The following is a 19006-nucleotide window of genomic DNA, read 5'->3' as shown; positions in this document are numbered from 1 at the left end:
ATGTACGAAACGAAGTTAGACGCGTTAGTACAACGCTACTTTAATCACCTTGAACGCCGATTAACGGTTTTATCCGGGTCGGTGCTTATTGAGCAAGCTGGCTACAACGATCGCTTGTACTATGTGCTGTCGGGAGAACTGGCGGGCTATTACGCGGAAGATGACAAGAAACCGATTCAGGTATTTTCTGCGTCTCAAGGTGCGTTTATTGGCGTACACAGTTTCTTTTCTGGTACGTGGACTGCCTCTTCGACAGTGATTGCTCAAACCGATGTTGAATTGGCTTGGATACAGCGCGATACGCCCGCCGTGGAAGAGGCGACATACGGACCATTGACGACACAATTTATGCCTGTGATGGTTAACGAATTATCTCGTCGTCAACGGCGCGCAATGCAAGAGGCATTGGCTAAAGAAAAAGCACTACAAAAGCTTCATACCGCAGAGCAAATGACAACGTTGGGGCAGCTTGCAGCGGGTATCGCTCATGAGTTGAACAATGCGATAGGCGTTGTAAGCAGTAAATCAGAACGGCTAGAGACAGTTATCATGGAACTGCTTGAAGAAGTTCATCCGGAAGCGAGTCAATTTTTTGATTTTGGTTTAATGCAAGGGCAGAAAGTCTCTTCTAGCGAAGCGAGAAAGCGGGGGCGCCACTTCGAAAAATACTACGGTTTAACCAAGGAGGTTGCTCGTGATCTTGCACGTGCCGTTCCAAATAATTTCCTTTCGGAACATTGGCTAAAAAGACCAGAAGAAGCGATACGTTTCTGGCAAATGGGACGAGATCTCCATGACTTACGCATTGCCTCTAAACATACCGTTGGCATTGTACGATCCGTAAAACAATTGGGGCGCACGGATATCGACTTGGATGAAGCGATTAACATCAATGATTCAATCAATCGCGCCTTGGCTCTATTGCAAAGTGACTTAAGACGAGTGAGTGTTCGTTTTAGCCCTGCGGATTTACCTGCTTTTATTGGTTCTCAAACCGAACTCGTCCAAGTTTGGGTAAATATATTAAAGAATGCGTGCGATGCACTTGGTGAAACGGAGAAACCCGGTATCGAAATACATACTCGGGAGAGTAAGGGTAAAATTTTGGTCACGATTGCTAACAACGGACCAGAAATTGATGAAGCGACACGTAGAAAAATTTTCCGGCCAAACTTCCCCACTAAAAAGGGGGGATTGTCGTTTGGTTTAGGGTTAGGTCTGTCGATTGTGAAGCGCATTATCGCCGGATATAACGGTTCTATTGTAGTAAAGAGCGACAGTGAAAAAACGATTTTTAGAATCAAGTTACCAGTAGAGGGTGAACATGGAGAAGCTTAATGTAATTTGCGTTGATGACCAACGAGAGGTACTAAGCGCGGTTCTACAAGATTTAGAGCCGTTAAATCAGTGGTTGAATGTCGAAGACTGCGAATCAGCAGGTGAGGCTCTAGAACTGATGGATGAATTTGATGCAGAAGGCGAGATGATCGCATTGATTATTTCCGATCATGTGATGCCAGGTAAAACGGGAGTAGAGCTGCTGACCGATGTATCAAAGGACGGTCGTTTTGGCTTTACGAGGAAAGTGCTTCTTACCGGGCAAGCGACGCACACCGATACGATTAATGCGATCAACTCCGCAGGCATTGACCGCTACTTTGAAAAACCATGGCAAGCAAGCCAATTAATAGAGTGCGTTAGAAACCTGGTGACCCAATATATCTTTGATGTGGGCTTAGATTACACTCAGTATCACGAACATTTAGATCAGAGTGTGGTGTTTGAACGTCTACGTTAATCGGGGGACATTAAGCTTGTTTTCGTCACGGCCAGTTAGTGTCTGAAATCTATAGTGAATAGTTCAGCATGTTTAACGTGGCCGTGCGGAATATTGCTCTAGTATGCTTAACTCAACGAATAGCGGCTTGCACTGGCAACAGAAAGTGGCTTAGAGAACCAATAACCTTGCAGATAATCGACGCCCATTTCGGTAAAAAATTCACACATTTTGGCGTCTTCAATTCCCTCAATCACTACTTCAATATTATTTTCCTGGCACATAGTGATAAGAAACTTCAGATATTCTTGTGAAGAGCGGTTGGTTAGTGTTTTCCACGCCATCGACCTATCAATTTTGATTTGTGTCATCGGGAGGTCGAAGAAGCTATTTAATGAACTGTAACCAGATCCAAAGTCATCCAGAGAGAGTGCAAATCCTAGTTCCCTGAGGGTATTCAGAGGGGCAATGGCTGTCTGATTATTATCCAAAATAAACGTTTCTGTTAGTTCCAACACAATAGACTCAGGATCGACACCAACCTCATCCGCCATGGCTTTAATTCGCGCAGGGAATTCACTGTTCATTAACTGAAGTACAGAAACATTCACGTTGACGCGAACTTGGTTTTGGTAACGCTCACGGTAGTTTTTGATAAATTCACACGCTTTGGCAAAGACTTGATATCCGAGCTCGACAATCAAACCTTTGTTCTCTGCGACGGGGATGAATTCGTCTGGGTAAATTTCGCCAAACTCTTTGCTACGCCAGCGAACCAGAGATTCGAAGCTCACCACTTTTGAGCTTTTGGCGTCAATAATTGGCTGAAACTTAACGCTTAATGTCTGTTTTTCTAGTGCACTTTTTAGACCTTGTTCAATAAAGAAATAACGGTCTACGGCATGCTGAGTTTTCTCACTGTAAACCGCAACACGGTCTTTATTCTGCTCGCTTGCGTACTGACAAGTTCGTGCTGCTTTACGTAATATTTCCTCTGCTGAGTGACTTGGATCTATGCAAGGATACAAACCAATACTAATGTTACTTCCTAAGTATTGGCCCTCTTCAATCACTGCCTCGTGGTAGGTTTCCTTTAAACTTTCGGCATAACTTTGCAGCGTTTCTACCGAGCATTCATCGTGAATCAAAATCGCAAAGTCATCATCATGTACGCGATATACAGAACTATTTGGAGAAGGTAGGTGACTGAGAGTTTGTAGCAATTTTTCCACTAACCCATCGACCAACTCGCTGCCATATTGATTTAAGTAAGATTTAATCTCTTCTATCTGAATGTAACAGATAGATGCACAAGAATCGGTGGCTCGAACACTATCTTCAATATCCAGCAAGAGATGGGCGCGATTAGCCATACCTGACGCATTGTCATGAAATGCGACTTGATGAATGTAGCTTTCCATCAGCTTGCGTTCAGAAATATCACGGTGGCTACCAACCATATAATGACCATGTTCTGTTTCTTTGGTCATGGCTACGCCTTCAATCCAGACGTACTGTCCATTGGGTTTACGCACGCGGTAGGTCGTTGTGACCCTCGTGTTGTTGGTAATGATGTGAGCATCGACCCGAGTGGAGAGTCTTTCTCGATCGAGAGGGTGAACAAGGTCTAACCATTGCTCTAAGCTGATTCGACCAGCGTTGATACCAAGCTGCTCATAAAAGCCCTTGTTATAAAATACCATGGTGCCAAACTCATCCATGTAAAAGAGGCCTTCGTTAAATACATCGAAGATATGAATGAATCGTTCTTCGACGATTTTTAGGAACTCTCGGTCACTATCTGAGACTTGTTGGTCAAATAGGGTGGTCAAGATATTTCCTCCTCGAGCCTTTTAGCATCAGAGATGAGTGTTGGGGTTGATAACATAGAGTTGATCTGCTGGCGTACATTACAATCACAAAAGTGTCAGTTCAAATTGTTTGGCTATCATTTTATGCGCTACTAGGTTAATAACATACTAAGATTAGGCGGCTAATCATCGACATTTATAAAAAATAGTCAACAGTAAAAATCATTTATAAAATACAGTTATTGATGCCGTCCGCAATCTATAAATATTTATGAATAATTATCCTAAAGTTATTTTCAGTTGTGTCGGTATCAATGTGCGGTTTTTTAACGTCATTTGTATATATGCTATCTTGGATAAAACCATAATAACAAAAAGGACTTAATGAGCGCGACCGATTATTAATTGACAGGATGCTCATTAATTGTAATCAATTCAAATTTATTATCACGCCAAGTAATCAAATCTCTTATAATGCGGACGTTAATATCGAGTAAGCCTTCTTTATATGCAGTACGATCCGAAAAATTCAATCAAAATTGCGCTCGCTGATATCGGCGTTGGTATGTTTGTTACCGCGATAGAGCACAACAAGCGCGTCAATTTAGCCAATGCAGGGCGGATATCTAGCCCTGAAGGCATTAAGAAGCTTGCTACAAGTGGCGTAAAGTATGTTTGGGTAGATCAAACATTATCTTCGCAGCAGTGTGTCTTCAAGCCTGTAGATGAATCAACTGATGCCACTAAAGAGACGAGAGAGCAGAAACACTCCGATTTTAAGAGGGGTCAACGAGCTTATCGTTCGAGAGACATCCAACACAAGCGAGCCAAAAAGCTGATCGCTGAAGCAAAAGATTTGGCGCAGAAACTATTGAATCAAACTTTTGAAGGAAAAATCATTGAAGTTGATGAAGTAGAAGCTTGGGCTGACGATGTCATTGAAAGTGTTTTGATTGACTCAGATGCGTTGCAGTGTGTCTCTGCACTCCGAAAAAAAGACTCTTACTTATTGGAACACTCCGTCAATGTCGCTTGTCTTTTAGTGTCATTCGGTAAGTACTTGGGCTTGGATAAGCCAACGCTAAAACAGCTTGCTGTAGGTGGCATTATTCATGATGTAGGTAAAATTAAAGTCGATGATAAGATCTTGCACAAGCCAGCGAAGCTAACGCCTGAAGAATTTGAACATATGAAGCTACATCAAGTGTTCGCAGGTGAGATAATCCTTCACGTAAAAGGACTTAGTGACGTAAGCCGTGATGTTTGTTTGATGCACCACGAGAAGTTAGATGGCAATGGTTATCCTAGAGGCTTGAAGGGGGAGGAGATTCCAATTCACGGCCGTATGAGCTGTATTGTAGATATCTACGATGCGCTAACGGCTGATCGCTGTTACAAAAAAGGCATGAGTTCTGCGGAAGCGTTTAAAATCTTGTTGAGTCTAACGCCATTTCATTTAGACGCCGACTTAGTTTACAAATTCATTAATTGCATTGGGATGTACCCCGTCGGCTCCATTGTCGAGTTGAACGATGGGCGTGTTGGTATTGTTTGGTCTTCAAATGAATCTCAAGCATTAAAGCCAGAAGTGAAATGTTTCTACTCCCGCAAGTATAAACGATACATTGATGTCACGATGGTGGATTTAAAAACGAGTGCGTACAAAATTGAAAGAGCGATCGCGCCTTCATCGTTAGAGATCGATCCTAGGCCTTTTTATGATTAAGAGAAATAGATAAGCTTATACAACAGGCTTTACATCCTTGCATGTAGATCGTATTTTATTTGCATAACTATCTATTAATTTTTTCTAAGTTATTTAGATGCAAGATGGTTATTAAGACCTCGGCTTCATGGATAGAAACCGGGCGATAAAATAGTTCTATACACAATGGGCTATAAACCTCATTTTTCTGGAAAGGATGCCAATGCAAATAGATACATGGATTTTTTACACTCTTGCCATTCTCGTGCTCACTGCTTCACCAGGACCAAGCTCACTGTTGTGTTTGAGTAAAGGAGTGAGTAGTGGGTTTCGTATTGCTTTCATGACTGCACTTGGCAGTTTGTCTGCGATTACGATCATCCTTACGCTCTCATTTACCGGGTTGGGAGTTGTCATTGCTTCATCTGAGTTAGTTTTTAATATTATCAAATGGTGTGGTGCCGCTTACTTAATCTGGTTAGGTATTCAAGCGTTGCGCTCATCTCAGACAGATTTTAATAAAACGGCAACGACTCAAAGTTCCGCGACAGCGTTTAGCGCGTTCACTAGTGGTTTCATTGTTGGCGCTAGTAATCCCAAAGCGATAGTCTTTTTCACCGCTTTGTTTCCTCAATTCATAGAACCTTCCGCACCGCTACTGTCTCAATTCGCGATTTTCGCGTCTACATTTGTGGTTTTTGAGCTTAGCTGGCTAACATTTTATGCATTGTTAGGGGTAAAAGCCTCCGATTGGTTGTTTGTCGCTGGAAGGGCGAAGTTGTTCAATCGTTTGACTGGTGGAGTATTTATTGGTGCAGGCGTGATGTTGTCGACGGCAAACCGATAAATAAGACAGATTTCGGTACGCAGTTAGGTTTTCCCATATAGTAAGTTGGAATGCGCTAATTTAGCTTTGTCTTATTTCCAGAATGGAAATAGACGTTTTGTTTATTTTCATTAGTGGCAACAGCCAAGCAGGAGTAAAATCACGTTACTCTTTAGGGGTAGAGCTCGTATTTTGTCTTGTGGGCTTGTGGTTACTTTGTAGGAATATCTTAGATGACAAGCCTTTCTAAACTACAACAACGTTTTCTAGATATCGCGACCGACGTCCGTCTTTCTCCAAAACAGAAGTCGAGTTTTTTAGCTTTAGAGGCGGAAGCGTGCATTCCTTACATGACCGTATCTCCATCACTGAGACAAGCAATGGATGAAGGCATCATCTGCGATATGTTTGAAGGTCATGCACCGTTTAAACCTCGCTATGTGTTGCCTGATTACGCTAAATTTCTATCGCAAGGCTCAGACTATTTAGAGTTGTCTCCGGCTGATGATTTCGATGATGCGTTGAATATGCTTACCATCATTTACCATCATGTTCCTTCGGTAACGAACATTCCGGTTTACTTAGGTCAGTTAGATGATGTCTTGTTGCCTTACATAGGCGACCTAACAGAGAGCCAGATTTACAAAAAGTTAAAACATTTTTGGATCATGCTGGATCGCACATTGCCAGATGCGTTTATGCATGTGAATGTCGGACCGACAGACAACATTATTTGTCGCACTGTTTTAAAAGTAGATGCGGAGCTCAAGCAGATCGCACCGAATCTCACCTTTATGTACGACGAGACAGTTACACCTGATGATTTACTTCGTCAAGCGACACAGAACATTTGTGAATGCAGTAAACCGCATATCGCCAATTACCCAATGCACGCGAAAGCCTACAACGGCTCACGCTTTGGTATTGTAAGTTGCTACAACTCGCTTCCATTAGCAGGTGGCTCGAACACATTGGTGCGAATGAATTTAAAAGAAGTTGCAAAACGAGCATCAGACTGTAACGACTTCTTAAACAGTGCGTTGCCTTCTTACCATCGATTAATGGTCGAGCTCATAAACGCAAGAAGCACGCACTTGCATGAAAAATCGAACTTCTTTCAAGGCTTTTTGACGCAAGAAGGGTTGATAAAAGAGTCCTATTTCGCGCCAATGTATGGCGTTTACGGCATGGCCGAAGCGGTAAACCTTCTATTTGAAAAAGAAGGGCAAATAGGGCGATACGGAAAAAATGATCGAGCAAATACTTTTGCTCATGATGTTTCAGCAACACTGGCTAAACTGGTGGACTCAACCCCGGTGAAATATGGTTTAGATGGCAAAGCGCTCTTACATGCACAAGGCGGCATTAGCTTAGATCATGATGTTACGCCAGGTGTACGTCTGCCTTATGGTGCAGAGCCAGACCCTGTCACTTATGTACAAGCAACGGCGAAGCATCATCAGTATTATCGTGCGGGTATCAGCGATATTTTGACGATTGATGAAACGGTGAAATCTAACCCAGAAGCGATGTTCAATTTATGTAAAGGGGCACTAAATGCTGGTTATCGTGAGTTTACCGCGAATGTCACTTCAAATGACTTAATTCGCGTGACAGGCTACATGATCAAACTTTCAGACGTCGCGAAATATGATGAAGAAGGTTCGAGAACCAACACGACGTTTCTAGGTGCAGAAGCAGCAAAAAATACCAAAATTTTAGAACGCTCACCACGTGTGGTGAGTCATGAAGTAACACCGACTTACACGCAGGCATAAGTTCGGTTTAGGAAAGAACAAGATGTCTAGACGAAGTGGAAGCCTTTTGGCAAAAGTCACTCGTATCCTTCCTTTCTCTTGTGTTGATGGGCCAGGAAATCGTCTAGTCATCTTTCTACAGGGTTGTAACTATCAGTGTTTGAACTGCCACAATCCTCACACGATAAACCATTGTAATCATTGTGGTGAGTGTGTGAGTGAATGTTCAGCAGGCGCATTGAAGTTCGACGAAAACAACAACGTTGTTTGGCTTAAAGAGGAGTGCACCCACTGCGATCATTGTATAGAGATATGTCAGAACCAATCTAATCCAAAAATTACTGACTACTCTGTAGTAACAATGCTCGATTTGATACGCAAGCATCGCTTTTTCATCAGTGGTGTTACAGTATCCGGTGGGGAATCTACCTTACAACTTCCTTTCATTATTGAGCTGTTTAAAGGGATAAAACAAGATCCTGAATTACGGCACCTCTCTTGTTTCATCGACAGTAACGGTTCTTTAGCGGTTGCTGGTTGGCAGCGTATTCTACCTTTTCTGGATGGCGCAATGATCGATTTGAAAGCGTGGCAGACGGAGACGCATCAGTGGCTAACTGGGCGTGATAATCATCGTGTATTTAAAACCCTTCAATACCTAGTTGAACACGAAAAATTGTACGAGGTCCGCTTACTGCATATCCCCCAAAAAAGTGATTTAGATATAGAAATCGTAGCAATTGGGCGTTACTTGAGTACTCTTCCTGAATCGGTGCTTATCCGTTTAAATGCCTTTCAACATCACGGAGTTGTGGGGGAGGCGTTAACTTGGGATATGTGCTCTCATCATGATATCAAACGCTTAAAATCAGAGCTCCGATGCTACGTGAGTAACCCTATCACAGTGCCGACAGTACTCACGTAGTACCGTTGTTTATCTATGCTTAAGCATCACAGGCATCTAACATGGCGCAAGCGTCGAGTAATTGTTGCTGTAACCATTTTAAAGCGGGATCGTTTAAGCTCGCTTTGTTCCAAACGAGGCTGTAGGCTACTTGCCCGTAATCGAATGGAAGAGCTTGCTCAACCAAACCTTTTGCTTGCATTGCCGCTCTTGCCCAAAGCTTGGAGCATGTGAACAAGTAATCCGAGTGCTGACACATCACCGCAGCTGAACCAAAGTCGGCTACACGCATGGCCAAGTTTCGCTTTGAATGCCTTTGGGTGAGATTTTGCTCAAAATAAGGTTGTGACAGATCTTTATCATGAATACCGATGTGTCTTGCACAAAGGTAACTTTCAACAGATAAGGGTTGCTCAGCGAGTGGGTTCGATGCTCTCATTAAGCAAACCATTTCGTCTTTCAAAATGGTTTTCCATACCAAGTCTTTATTTTGTGTGGGTGGTTGGCTGAGATCGTGAGGAAGCAACAAAAAATCCACTTGACCTCTTGCTAATGCATCGAAACTCATTTCCTCTTTCGCATGGACATTCAAGTGCGCGTGATTGCTCAGTTGTTGGGACAAGTGCTGTAGAACTGGCGCAAAGAGCTCAAACGAACTTTCACGCATTGCTAATGAAAAACTACCTTGATAGTAAGCCGGATTAAAAGAGCCTTGATGTAATAACCCATTCATACTGGAGAGTATGCCATGGATTGACGGGCCTATATGCAGCGCAAATGCTGTCGGCACTAAGCGAGTGCCATCACGGTAAAAAAGGTCATCCTTTAGCGTTTCGCGCAACTGTCCGAGCGTTTTACTGACGCTCGATGGTGTTACACACAAGCGTTCTGCCGCAAGTGTGACGCTGTGAGTGGTTAACAACATATGTAAAACAGTTAGATGTTTAAGGCTTATACGCGAAAGAGCAATGTAGTCCATAAATAGCATGGTTTCTTATGATTTTTGGCAGTATATCAGCATGAAACAAATTTTTACTATTGTTTATCTCGGAAACACGCCTGTTTCTCTTTGAGCTCAATGCATTTAATGGGTTGCATAAGGGTTGATGGTGCTTATAAGTCTAGAAATTTATCTTAGTTTTGTTGGACTTTAATGCTTTCATTTATTCAATTCTAAAGCTTCTATGTAATTTTAATCAATTTGGAGGAGTTGATTGATTTGTACACGAATTAAACTTGTTCCTTGTTAATTAAAATAGATATTGTTTTGTTGATTGTTTGGTGATTTACTCATGATCCCTCAGTAACAAAGGTATAAATAATTAATGGACGACCCCTTTAGTCGACAAAACCCTTCACCATATGTCTTCTTATTATTGGAGACATGCTCATGCTAGAACTTTTTATGCAACCAGAAGCTTGGGCTATTTTCGCCACTTTGTTTGCGCTTGAAGTTGTCTAGGCGTTGATAACGTCGTTTTTATCTCTGTCTTATGTGAAAGACTGCCGCTGCACCAACGTAAGCTGGCAAGAAACCTTGGTATTGGTCTTGCTGTTATTGCTCGTATTGGTTTAGTGTTTTCAATCTCTTGGATCATGCAATTGACTCAACCGCTATTTTCTTTGGCGAACCAAGCGTTTACCGGAAGAGACGTTATCATGATTGCGGGTGGTGCATTCCTCTTGGCTAAAAGCCTGAAAGAGTTGTGGAGTTGGTTAAATCACAACGAGTCTGCTCACTCAACTCACGCCCGTACTGGTTTAGCGGTAGTTCTGTTGCAGATTGTTGCCGTGGATGCTGTATTCTCGATGGACTCGGTGATAACCGCCGTTGGTTTGACAAGTGATGTCCCACTTATGGTCGCAGCGATTGTTTCGTCTGCTATCGTGATGGTCATGACAGCCGAAAAAATCAATAACCTGGTGTCGTGTTACCCTGGTTTTAAGACACTTGCTTTGTTATTCCTCGTTTTGTTAGGTGGTTTATTGATGGCAGAAGGCTTCGAAATTCATATCAACAAAGGTTATGTGTACTTTGCGATGGCATTTGGCTTAATTCTGGAACTTTGTCATATCCAGTTAAAAAACAAACAACGCCCGACTATTAAACGTCTTAGTCCGTTGCGAGTTCATCCAACCAGATTAGAAGCTCGTCAATAATAAAAGATATTGCCGCTCATATGAGCGGCATTTTTATATTCGTCATCACCTATTTTTACTCTCTTTTTATTTTGTTGTCGTTTCGACAAAAAATCGCATTTGTTGTGGGGTTGAAGATTTTTTATATAGACCGCCCAACTAATATGAGTGAACGACAATAATGAATAAAATGATCGATGCGTTAGCAACCCATGGTTACTACATCTGGGATGATTTTCTTTCTGAACAAGAAGTGGATCAATTGCGAGACTGCATTCCAAGTAACTGGAAAAAAGCGCGTATTGGTCGTAATGACGATGTGACTCGTATCGAGTCAATTCGAAGTGACAAAATTCAATGGTTATCGCCCAATATGGGGCACGCGGTTACTTCTTACTTAGATAAGATGGAAGAAATACGCCAAGAAGTGAACCGTCACTTGTTTCTGGGGCTTTTTGAGTATGAAGCTCACTTTGCCAAGTACGAGGAAGGGGATTTCTACCAAAAGCATCTAGATTGTTTTAAGGGCAATGAAAACCGTCGATTGACAACCGTTTTTTACATGAACGAATCTTGGACGGAAAAGGATGCAGGTGAATTGGTGGTTTACGATCTAAATGATAATAAGATAGCAACCATCCCTCCTCAATCGGGACGCTTACTTTTATTCTTATCTGAGCAATTCCCGCATGAGGTTTTACCGACCAATGCTGAGCGTTTCAGTATTGCAGGTTGGTTCAGAATCAATGGTGTGCGAGACAATGTACTTGATATTGCAAAATGATTGGTTTGCAACCAGCATAAAATCAGCAAAGGGCGTAGATACGCCCTTTATCGATTAAACATTAGTTGATAGCTCGTAACACTCGGTCATGTTTCGCTCTAGCACTGCATAGACGTCAGAACAAAGTTCTTGTTTAGCGACTTGCTCACCCATAATCGCGGCGATTTGTGCTTGAGCCATTCGTCCGCGGTAGGGACGGTCCTGAGACAGAGCTTGAAAAACATCGGCAACCGCGACAATACGCGATGGTACATCGAGTTCGTCTCCTGTTTTATGATAAGGATAGCCAGAACCGTCCAAACGCTCGTGATGATTAGAGGCCCACTCCGCTATTTTAGCGTTGGGAAACACTTTGTGTAATGCGAGCTGAGTATCAATTGTATGGCGTTTAATACGCGTATACTCTTGTTTATTAAGAGAGCCTTCTTTATGAAGAATCTCATCTGGTGTTTTTAACTTTCCGATATCATGCACCAACCCAGCAATAAATAACATCTCTTGGTCGTGCTCACAGAACCCAAGCTTGATGGCTAGATACCGAGATAACTCCGCCACTTTTTGCGAATGTTGATAAGTAAATGGGCTTTTTGCGTCAACAATTCGAGCGATAAACATGCCCAAACTATTCATATCTTGGATGGTGAGCTGTTTTTGAAGCCAATCAATGCTTTTAAAGTTTAATCCGATGGTTTCTATATTTTCAGACTCCATCGCGAACCAAAATGCGTCGGTCATAACGAGCTTAACCATTGCCTTAGCCATGTCTGGATTAAACAAAGTTCCAGCGTTTGCCATGATGCATTCTGCAATTAGTTCTTCATGAAGTGTGACAATGTCACAGTGGCAGTTCATGACGTATTTGGAACGCATAAAATCGAGACGGTCGGCTAAATAGAGTAGGGCAGCGACCTCTTTTTCAAAAGGCGGTAAATCAAGATATTTTAGTTCACTCCAATGTGTATGGTGGTAAAGAACAGGTGTAGCAAACTGACGTAACAAACGACACTGCTTGAGGCTTCGGTATCCTCTTAAGCAATGTGTTTTTACATCTTGTGGCACCAACTCCTCAAGTAACATTTTATGTTCTTGTGTTTCGGAGACCCCACAATCGTGGATCATCCCTGCGAAGTAGCAAAACTCCGCTTTTTCTGGTTCCCAGTTCATGACCCGAGCACATTGGTAAGCGATGTAAGCGACACGATGGCTATGGTGCGTATCATCAACACCGACATAGTCGAGTGCTCGAGCAACCCAGATAAGTGCTTGTTTCAGATCGACTTCAAAGCCCATGTCCGTATGGGAATGGCAAGAATGATTCATGGTTTATACCGACATTGCTAATTAGCCCACGCTAAACCCAAATCAGAAGGTGATAGGAAAAATTGGGTACGACAGCGAATAGACCCCAAAAAGGTGGGCGTTTAGACATAGTTTTGATTATGGGCGGGATAATAATCCTAGTTGCATAATAATATCACCTGAAGCTCATGGTTAAGAGTCAGATATTTGAACTAAGTATAAGTTTTGAAAGATTATTGTTGCTTTTATTGACTTATTTGAAAACGACAATAAATCATGATGTAACGCATTCTTATTTGTATTTTTATAAGTGATGTTCGGATTAGATTACTGATATACCGTACCGTTATGTGATTAAGTAGAATCCATATTTTTGAGTTTGTATGAATGATAAGGCACCTTCAATAACCACTTTATGATCGGCAAAGCCGAAGAGGGGTGAGTTATTAAGGTAACGCTAATGGAAAATCATAAAAAATAATTTTCTCTACAGCTCATGTGGTGTGGGGAGATCAAGATAACGGTATTGCTCCCTCAGCAGCATTTATGTGTTGATGGAATGACTTAATTAAAAAATGTGTGATTGCAAAGTAAGCATAGGTGATAAAAGTAGCTAGAATAATAGCTCTAAATGAAAAGGATTTCGTATGTTGAAGCATCGCTTATATCGGACTTACACCGCAGGGCTAAAAATAGCAGCTCTTATCCTTCCTATGCCGAGACCAACCTTGTTTTCCGGCCCTGGTTCGATGAATGAGCTATTAGAATCGATGACCGAATTGGGATTTAAACGCGTCTTATTAGTTACCGACGAAGGGTTAGTCCAAGTCGGTATTGTAGATAAGGTGCTTGAGGCTGCAGCAAAACTCGATTTACAGTTAGATGTTTTCTCGCAAGTTAAGCCCGATCCTACCTATGATCAGGTAGAGAGCGGTCTAGAGGCTTATCATCGTTTTCATTGTGAGGGCATATTAGCTTTGGGTGGCGGCTCTGCAATGGATTGTGCAAAAGTTATCGCTGCGAAAGTTACCAATAAACGGCCAATAAAAAAATTAGCTGGACTATTGAAGGTATGGCGAATGCCAGCGCCGATTTTTGCTATTCCAACAACGGCTGGAACCGGAAGTGAAGTTACTATCGCTGCGGTCGTGTCAGATCCCTCCTCACACATTAAAACCCCTTTAATGGATCCAAAGTTGGTGCCACTAATGGCAGCTTTAGATGCGAATTTAATGATTGGTTTACCTCCTAAGATCACGGCTGATACTGGCGTTGATGCATTAACCCACGCTATTGAGGCCTATGTATCGAAAAACGCTACTCAAGAAACGATGGCTTATTCGGTTGCCGCTATTAAACTCATTTTTAAATATCTTCCTAGGGCTGTGATGCAAGGGGATGATGTCGAAGCTCGTCATAAAATGGCTATGGCATCCTATTACGCGGGTTTAGCATTTACCAAAGCGAGTTTGGGTTATGTTCATGCCTTTGCTCACACATTCGGTGCGAGATATGGAATACCTCATGGTATGGCAAACGGATTAGCCTTGTTGCCTGTGCTGCGCTTTTCATTATCAGAGATTGAGCCTCAACTAAGAAAGCTCGATGAGTTGACGGCCGAGGGGCAGTTAGGTAACGCAAGTGCTCAGCATTTTTTGGCGAATCTGGAGTCCTTGTTTTCAACTATTGATATTGAGAAAACCAGTGCGCTCATTCAACGTGAAGATGCTGATGCGCTTGTTGATTTAATTCTGAAAGAGGCGCACTGGAATTACCCTGTTCCCAAGTTCATGAACAGGGAAGAATGCACACAGTTATTGTTAAATATCAGCAAGGTGTAAATTATAGTTTACATGTGTGGTTTTTTATCCTTACACTTTGCTTGATATTCTGCTAAAGATCCTACAATATCGACGGCAATACAAATATGGTGTTGGTTTCGGTGCGCCGTTGCCCGATCTAATACTGATAATTTCTAATAAAGTGTAAAGATTAATATACAATGAGTCGTTCTAAAGTATTCGGTAGTACGCTAATTATTGCGGGCACTACAATAGGCGCTGGTATGCTAGCGCTTCCACTTGCCTCTGCCGGCATTGGTTTTTCAACTTCTATTATCATCATGCTAGGCTTATGGGCTCTGATGGCTTTCACTGCCTTGCTTATGCTTGAGCTTCATCAACATGCGGAGAGTAGTGCTACACTTCATACTTTGGCGAAACAGATCCTAGGTCAAAAAGGCAAGTGGGTGGCAAGTTTTGCGATGTTGTTTCTTTTCTACTCATTATGTGCAGCGTATATCGCTGGCGGTGGTGCTCAGTTCGGAGACCGCCTTGCACAATGGTTTGACCTCGATATTTCAGGGCCTACATCAACGATAATCTTTACCTTGATTGTGACTTTAGTTGTGACAGTGGGTACCGGTACGGTCGATAAAGTAAACCGAGTTCTGTTCGCGATGAAGCTCATTGCGATGGTTGCGGTGCTTTCTTTTCTTGCTCCAAACGTTACGGAATCTTACTTGTTAAGTATGCCAATCGAACAAGGCCTTGTTGTAGCGGCGATTCCGGTGATCTTTACTTCGTTTGGTTTCCACGGAAGTATACCTGCAATTGTGAATTACTTAGACGGTGACACTTCTTCTTTACGCAAAGCCGTTATTATTGGTTCGACGATTCCACTCGTTATTTATATCTTTTGGCAAATCGTGACGTTGGGTGTGGTTAGCCAAAGTACGCTTGTTGAGAACGGAGGGTTGAGCGCACTGATTGGTCAACTATCTCAGACAGTACACCAATCAAATTTGGGTAGCATTGTTGGTGTGTTTGCTGACTTGGCATTGTTGACATCGTTCCTTGGCGTGAGTTTGGGTCTATTCGAATTTTTGGGTGATACCATCAAAGGAAGTAACGATAAGCCTAATCGTTTGATTGCGGCACTAGTGACGTTTACTCCACCGCTAGGCTTCGCACTTTTCTATCCTCAAGGCTTTATTATGGCTTTGGGCTATGCAGCGATTGCCTTAGCGATTTTAGCCATCTTTTTGCCTTTGGTTATGGTGATCAAGGTTCGTAAATCGGATGATTTTACTGGGGAGTACCGCGTCGCAGGTGGTCAAGGTGCGTTAGTGATAACGGGCATCGCTGGCACTGGCATCGTATTCGCTCAGGTGTTAATTACGCTGGGTGTGCTTCCTGCTCTAGGCTAGTTGTTTAGAACGTTCTTTGAATAACTTCTAGTTACTGAATCCATCGTAATCAATCAGTATTGTTAGGCCAACGAGTTTCGCTCGTTGGCTTTTTTAATCTGGATCAAATTACCGTAAGATATCCGGTGAAAAAATTGGTAGAAATGTGCTTTTATTTCGTACACTTAAGTTGTGGTATATCGATAATTTAAGTGGAGAAAACCGCTCAAAATACCATTGAATTTGCAACACAATGAGCTTTTCTTGTTTCTCTGCTTTGGTGTGGAGGTGAAGCATGGCGCACCGGAGTTTTTACCCGTTTGCAAAACCGCTTAACGAGCAACTGCAAACGCTAAAAGGCAGGATGCAGGCGCACTTGCCATGTATTGATAGGGTGTCATTTGCAAAATATCACCCAGACCAAGATGTGCTCAAATCATTTGCAGAAAGTGAGTTCGACACTTGGTGTTTAGCCCATCACGAATCAGCATTCCGTAAACTCCACCACCTCAATATTGCCTCTAAAAACGCGGTTCCTCGTATCGTCGAAGACCTTCATGATATTAAGCACTGTCCTCGGGTTCAAATTTTACTCAAACACGGATATCAGTCGTCGGCTGCTATTCCTTGTTATGACAACAAAGCTTTTACCGGTTTTGTATTTTTGAACTCCACTCAACGTGATGCGTTTAGTTTAGAAGCGCTGAATGGTCTTAAACCTTATTTCGAAATGATTCGATTTGCGGTTGAATCAGAAACTCAAGTAGTCAATGCGATAGAAACGCTAGCGAACCGAATGCAATGTATGATGCCAGGCTATTCACCTGAGTATTACGCGCATACCAAACGCATGAAGTACTACAGTCAAATTATCGCAACGCAGTTAGCGGATCGTTATCACCTGAATGACGAAATGGTCGAAGATATTGGTATTTTTGCTCAGTTCCATGCGCTCGGTGATAGTCAGCTGCCAGTTGAAATTGCTAGCCGCCGAACAAATTACTCTCAAGAACAAGAGGCGATATTGATTCAACATATTGAGCGTTGTATCGATTCAGCGGATGACATAGTTGCCCGTATCGGAAATCCGGTTCACCCGAGTGTGACTTTGTTTTTGCAGATGATTATTTATCAGTACGAAAATTTAAATGGCACTGGTTATCCTTATGGTTTAACCAATGATGATATACCAATAGTCGCCCAAATTACGGCTGCCGCGAATGCCTTTGATTTTATGACAACGCACCATCCGTATAGACAAGCGTGGTCCATCCCATACGCATTGTTAGAACTTGAAAAATGGGTATATCAGGGGTGGTTATCTCGAGAATGTGTTGATGCTCTGCGAGAGCATCAAGGTTATATAAAGCAAATCATCCACAAATATCCCGAGCACTATACAGGCTTGGGGTTAATGTGAAGAGCAGTAACAAAGTTGAAATGTTGACGAGGAGGAATATTTAAACAATACTGTTTTTATATACAGTAATAAGTTTGGAGGTGAAGTATGTTGTGGGAAACCCTTGAAAGAGTAAACCGCTTACGCCAACAAGCACTTGCAAATCCTGAGTTTGTTGAGTCAGCAAAAGAGCACGAACAAGCACTTCAGGAGCAAGAATACCATTATCAAACTAAGAAAAAGCGTTCAGCCAAAGACAAACAAGGTAAAAAGTCGCTGGCCGATATCTATAAAGAAGTAGAGTTTGGCGCTGACGCTCGTCATTAATGTATTCACTGCGGCATTTTTCATTTCTTCATACGCTGCAGTATTCGTTCAAATTTATGCGAGAGCAGTGGGAGACCGCTGCTCTCGTTGACCTGCCTATAATTTACTAATGAAGTTCAGCAGAGCAAATTATCACTAACACTTAGCAATTCTCTCAATGATCTTGTTTATGTAATGATAATGACAACGGTTTGCATTTGTATCTTTGTTGTTATATAAAACCTCCCTTATTAATCGTTCTGTTGAATAAGAACGGCAAACGTGATCAACGAATGAGAGCTTTGAATAACTGTTATTCGTAAATGGCTATTAGGTGAAGTAGGGATGTTGGAAGCTAAAGCACTCCAGTTTGAGATTGAAGGCAAGTCATTGCTAAAAGCGTTTGATGTGACATTTGAACCCGGAAAAACATACGCTCTTGTTGGACACAATGGTTCAGGAAAATCCACATTGTTAAAGTTGCTGGCACAGCAACAGCCATACACCGCTGGTGACGTGGTTCTGCATGGAACGAGCATTAACGATCTCTCAGCGAAAAAGTTTGCCCAACACATTGCCTACTTGCCTCAGCATCTTCCAGTGACCGACAGTATTTTAGGTCGAGATTTAGTCGGTTTTGGTCGTTATCCATGGCATGGTTTACTTGGACGTTTGAGTAAGAAAGATCACGACATTGTTGAAGAAGCAATGGCGATGACAGGCACACTAAAATACGCAGATCGCTTAGTGGACACGTTATCTGGAGGAGAGCGTCAACGTGTGTGGCTAGCTATGCTGTTAGCCCAAAAAACCGAGTATTTGCTTCTTGATGAGCCTTTGTCTGCGCTAGATATCAGCCATCAAGTCGATATGTTGAAGCTTATCTCTAAACTCAGTCAAGAACTGGGCTTGGGCGTTATTATCGTATTACACGACATCAACTTGGCTGCACGATTTTGCGACTACATCGTTGCATTACATCAAGGTGATTTGATTGCACAAGGCAATGTTGAACAGGTGTTTACTGAACCTAAGTTGAGGGACATATATGGGATAGAGATGATGATCTCTGACCACCCCGCGGGTTATCCGGTGGCGATGCCAAGCTAAAG

15 protein-coding genes and 1 pseudogene are annotated in these 19006 nt (G+C 42.4%); 13 read left to right on the top strand and 3 right to left on the bottom strand.

Annotation, left to right across the window (positions count from 1 at the left end):
- Complete coding sequence (locus tag R7127_RS13085) at nucleotides 1–1338, top strand: sensor histidine kinase (RefSeq protein ID WP_262585066.1); 1338 nt, start codon at nucleotides 1–3, stop codon at nucleotides 1336–1338.
- Complete coding sequence (locus R7127_RS13080) at nucleotides 1325–1798, top strand: response regulator (protein ID WP_005377744.1); 474 nt, start codon at nucleotides 1325–1327, stop codon at nucleotides 1796–1798. Before R7127_RS13085 ends, R7127_RS13080 begins: the two co-directional genes overlap by 14 nt.
- A 107-nt stretch (nucleotides 1799–1905) precedes the next feature.
- Here the strand turns inward: R7127_RS13080 and R7127_RS13075 are convergent, their stop codons facing one another.
- Nucleotides 1906–3609: a putative bifunctional diguanylate cyclase/phosphodiesterase gene (locus R7127_RS13075; RefSeq protein WP_138939414.1), complete on the bottom strand. Its 1704-nt coding sequence runs from the start codon at nucleotides 3607–3609 to the stop codon at nucleotides 1906–1908.
- A gap of 487 nt (nucleotides 3610–4096) precedes the next feature.
- Here R7127_RS13075 and R7127_RS13070 point away from each other — a divergent pair, with 487 nt between their 5' ends.
- The 4 genes from R7127_RS13070 to R7127_RS13055 all read left to right on the top strand — a co-directional run bounded on the left by R7127_RS13070 (nucleotide 4097) and on the right by R7127_RS13055 (nucleotide 8801).
- A complete protein-coding gene (locus R7127_RS13070; RefSeq protein ID WP_262585069.1) occupies nucleotides 4097–5314 on the top strand; it encodes an HD-GYP domain-containing protein in 1218 nt (405 codons plus the stop codon).
- Nucleotides 5315–5516: 202 nt separating this feature from the next.
- A complete protein-coding gene (locus tag R7127_RS13065; RefSeq protein WP_017634019.1) occupies nucleotides 5517–6140 on the top strand; it encodes a LysE family translocator in 624 nt (207 codons plus the stop codon).
- A 212-nt stretch (nucleotides 6141–6352) separates the two neighbouring features.
- Nucleotides 6353–7897 carry a YjjI family glycine radical enzyme gene (locus tag R7127_RS13060; RefSeq protein ID WP_258482024.1) on the top strand — a complete coding sequence of 515 codons (1545 nt, stop codon included), beginning with the start codon at nucleotides 6353–6355 and terminating at the stop codon, nucleotides 7895–7897.
- A gap of 22 nt (nucleotides 7898–7919) precedes the next feature.
- Nucleotides 7920–8801, top strand: a complete 882-nt coding sequence (locus R7127_RS13055; protein ID WP_054574118.1) for a YjjW family glycine radical enzyme activase — start codon at nucleotides 7920–7922, stop codon at nucleotides 8799–8801.
- Nucleotides 8802–8820: 19 nt separating this feature from the next.
- Here the strand turns inward: R7127_RS13055 and R7127_RS13050 are convergent, their stop codons facing one another.
- Nucleotides 8821–9759: a LysR family transcriptional regulator gene (locus R7127_RS13050; RefSeq protein WP_005377737.1), complete on the bottom strand. Its 939-nt coding sequence runs from the start codon at nucleotides 9757–9759 to the stop codon at nucleotides 8821–8823.
- Nucleotides 9760–10170: 411 nt separating this feature from the next.
- On the opposite strand from R7127_RS13050, the pseudogene R7127_RS13045 reads away from it, so the two are divergent.
- Together R7127_RS13045 and R7127_RS13040 are read left to right on the top strand one after the other, a co-directional pair.
- Nucleotides 10171–10940, top strand: a pseudogene (locus R7127_RS13045) (TerC family protein).
- A gap of 160 nt (nucleotides 10941–11100) precedes the next feature.
- Nucleotides 11101–11703, top strand: a complete 603-nt coding sequence (locus R7127_RS13040) for a 2OG-Fe(II) oxygenase (protein ID WP_033905235.1) — start codon at nucleotides 11101–11103, stop codon at nucleotides 11701–11703.
- Nucleotides 11704–11757: 54 nt separating this feature from the next.
- Here the strand turns inward: R7127_RS13040 and R7127_RS13035 are convergent, their stop codons facing one another.
- Nucleotides 11758–13023 carry an HD domain-containing phosphohydrolase gene (locus R7127_RS13035; protein ID WP_025766702.1) on the bottom strand — a complete coding sequence of 422 codons (1266 nt, stop codon included), beginning with the start codon at nucleotides 13021–13023 and terminating at the stop codon, nucleotides 11758–11760.
- A 626-nt stretch (nucleotides 13024–13649) separates the two neighbouring features.
- Here R7127_RS13035 and R7127_RS13030 point away from each other — a divergent pair.
- The 5 genes from R7127_RS13030 (at nucleotide 13650) to R7127_RS13010 (ending at nucleotide 19004) form a co-directional block, all read left to right on the top strand.
- Nucleotides 13650–14843, top strand: coding sequence for an iron-containing alcohol dehydrogenase (locus tag R7127_RS13030; protein WP_033905237.1), 1194 nt, complete (start codon nucleotides 13650–13652; stop codon nucleotides 14841–14843).
- 161 nt (nucleotides 14844–15004) lie between these two features.
- Complete coding sequence (locus R7127_RS13025) at nucleotides 15005–16210, top strand: aromatic amino acid transport family protein (RefSeq protein ID WP_033905238.1); 1206 nt, start codon at nucleotides 15005–15007, stop codon at nucleotides 16208–16210.
- Nucleotides 16211–16484: 274 nt separating this feature from the next.
- On the top strand, nucleotides 16485–17609 hold the full coding sequence (locus R7127_RS13020; RefSeq protein ID WP_033905239.1) for an HD-GYP domain-containing protein: 1125 nt from the start codon (nucleotides 16485–16487) through the stop codon (nucleotides 17607–17609).
- 87 nt (nucleotides 17610–17696) lie between these two features.
- The gene (locus tag R7127_RS13015; RefSeq protein ID WP_005377723.1) at nucleotides 17697–17915 is read left to right on the top strand and encodes a hypothetical protein; all 219 of its coding nucleotides are present in this window, start codon (nucleotides 17697–17699) and stop codon (nucleotides 17913–17915) included.
- 324 nt (nucleotides 17916–18239) lie between these two features.
- On the top strand, nucleotides 18240–19004 hold the full coding sequence (locus tag R7127_RS13010) for an ABC transporter ATP-binding protein (protein ID WP_005377721.1): 765 nt from the start codon (nucleotides 18240–18242) through the stop codon (nucleotides 19002–19004).
- Nucleotides 19005–19006: the final 2 nt, after the last annotated feature.

Source organism: Vibrio sp. 1159 (genome assembly GCF_033340395.1).
GTDB lineage: Bacteria > Pseudomonadota > Gammaproteobacteria > Enterobacterales > Vibrionaceae > Vibrio > Vibrio alginolyticus.
Note: the sequence above shows the minus strand (reverse complement) of the source record. Positions and strands in the feature narration are given on the sequence as shown.